The sequence below is a fragment of the Rhizobium sp. BR 317 genome (assembly GCF_047445835.1).
GTDB classification, from domain to species: Bacteria; Pseudomonadota; Alphaproteobacteria; order Rhizobiales; family Rhizobiaceae; genus Rhizobium; species Rhizobium paranaense.
The window spans coordinates 1-1,338 of record NZ_JARWLB010000134.1 but is presented as its reverse complement, the minus strand read 5'-3'; the positions used below and the strand labels follow the sequence as shown (position 1 = coordinate 1,338).

Annotated in this window: 2 protein-coding genes and 1 pseudogene; all 3 read left to right on the top strand. The window is 63.3% G+C overall.

The window, feature by feature from the left end:
• Window positions 1–543, top strand: a 543-nt coding sequence (locus QD357_RS32310) for a BID domain-containing protein (RefSeq protein ID WP_414126081.1), incomplete at its 5' end; no start/stop codon positions are given.
• Window positions 540–1,106, top strand: coding sequence for a conjugative transfer signal peptidase TraF (gene traF, locus QD357_RS32305; protein WP_414126080.1), 567 nt, complete (start codon window positions 540–542; stop codon window positions 1,104–1,106). The genes QD357_RS32310 and traF, both read left to right, overlap by 4 nt.
• Window positions 1,096–1,338 (top strand): annotated as a pseudogene (locus QD357_RS32300) (conjugal transfer protein TraB); the annotation flags it as partial. The gene traF and the pseudogene QD357_RS32300, both read left to right, overlap by 11 nt.

The window sequence follows — 1,338 nt, the reverse complement described above, 5'->3', positions numbered from 1 at the left end:
ACCGGGATCCTCGCCAGCCGCGCCGAGAAGCAAGAGCGAGAGAAGGCTGAGACCAACGCGCCGGCGTTGGCCCGCAATMTCGAGCGCTATCTGCGTCAGCGTGCAGAGGCCGAGCGCAAGTTCGAGGTCGAGGAACGGGCGATCCGCCTCAAGATCTCGATCGATATTCCGGCGCTCTCGGCAAACGCAAAGCAGACCCTCGAACGTGTGCGCGATGCGATCGACCGGAACGACCTGCCGGCCGGTCTCGAATATGCGCTTGCCGACAAGATGGTGAAGGCCGAGCTAGAAGGTTTCGCCAAGGCTGTAGCGGAGCGGTTCGGCGAACGTACCTTCCTGCCTCTGGCTGCCAAGGACTCCAACGGACAGACCTTCAATGCGGTTACGTCAGGGATGACGGCCGGGCAAAAAGCCGAAGTGCAATCGGCATGGAATTCGATGCGGACGGTGCAGCAACTGGCCGCGCATGAGCGCACGACCGAGGCGTTGAAGCAGGCCGAAACCCTGCGCCAGACGAAGAGCCAGGGGCTTTCCCTGAAATGACGGCGCAAGTCTCTGCTCGTGCGAGGGGAAGGGCTCAACGAGCKAATGCCATCGTGCTCTTGGTAGTGGCGGCGTCCATCGTTGCGGGCAGTGTTGCTGCGGCCATGACCGGCGGCTACCGCATCAACCTGACACCGAGCGAACCCCTCGGGCTCTKGCGCATCGCCGCGCTCGATCGAGCGGTGTCGGCAGGCGACCTCGTCTTCATTTGCCCGCCGCAAGCGCCTGTCATGCACGAGGCGAGACGGCGTGGCTATCTCCGTTCCGGAACCTGCCCGGGTGGGGTCGCGCCGCTCATCAAGACGGTCATCGCGGTTCCCGGACAGCATGTGGATATCGGTGCGGGCGTAACGATCGACGGGCATGCGATCCCTTTCTCCGATCTCGTTCGGMGCGACGGCAAGGGTCGGCCGATGGTGCCTTATTCTGGCGGTGTCGTGCCGGCACAAAGCGTCTTTCTMCATTCACCGTTCAGGAGCTCCTATGACTCCCGCTACTTCGGACCCCTGCCCGTCTCGGGCATCCTCGGCCTGGCGCAACCGGTGCTCACCTATGCACCGTGAGCACGTTCGGCCGGTCCTGTTGATTACCGCTTCAATCATTGCMGGGACGGTTGCGTGGAGCGGTCACGTCCTTCTCCTTCCGCTCGCATGCACGTTTCCAATCCTCTGGGGGTTTGCGCGAACGAGACTGACGGCTGCGCTTGTCTCGGCCGGTTATTTCCTCGCTGCATCACGCGGTCTGCCGCAGGGCGTTGCCACCTTCTATTCCTCCGACCTCTGGCCGGGACTGCTG